Below are 649 nucleotides of genomic sequence, written 5' to 3'. Positions count from 1 at the left end.
GTCCGAGGACGCTGCACGCCGGCTCGACGATCAGATCGAAGAGACCGCCCGCAGCATCCAGGCGCTGGAGGCCGAGTTCGCGAAGACCGGCGACTTCAAGCTGGTGTCGTCGCTGAACCGGCATATGGGCCTGCTCAAGCGCCAGCTCAAAGCTAGGGACCTCTTCAACCCGGCCGAGGCGACCAAGGCCGGTACGGAGATGGCCGGGCAGGTCGCGGTCTCGTTCGGTGCCAAGCTGGGGCCGCTGATTGCCCGGGCGCCGATGGCAGGCATGAACCCGGCCGTGGCGGCGATCGCCGGGCCGCTCGCCCTTGGTGCCGCGACCCTGGTCGGTGGGGCGATCGCGGGCGCGGTCGTCGGCCGCGCCGGTATCGGCGGGGTGGCCGGCGGGCTGGTGCTGGCGGCCCGGGACGGCCGGGTACGCGACGCCGCAGCCGGGGTGGGTGACGAACTGAGCGCGATGCTCGGCCGGGCCAGCGCGTCGTTCGTGCCGGCGACGATCGAGGGTCTCGACATCATCCGGGCCCGGGTGTTGGGCATGGAGCCGCAGCTCAAGCGCATGTTTGCTGCCGCGTCTCGGCTGGTGGAGCCCCTGGTTGACGGCGGTCTGCGCGGTGTTGAGCGGGCCCTGCCAGGGATTGTGCGGGCG

At 72.1% G+C, this 649-nt stretch carries 1 protein-coding gene; it reads left to right on the top strand.

From position 1 onward, the window contains the following. On the top strand, positions 1-649 hold a 649-nt coding region (locus tag OO70_RS50510; RefSeq protein ID WP_043688314.1), incomplete at both ends, for a hypothetical protein.

It is taken from the genome of Streptomyces xylophagus (assembly GCF_000716435.1).
GTDB classification, from domain to species: domain Bacteria; phylum Actinomycetota; class Actinomycetes; order Streptomycetales; family Streptomycetaceae; genus Streptomyces; species Streptomyces xylophagus.
This window is presented reverse-complemented; position numbering and strand designations above follow the sequence as displayed.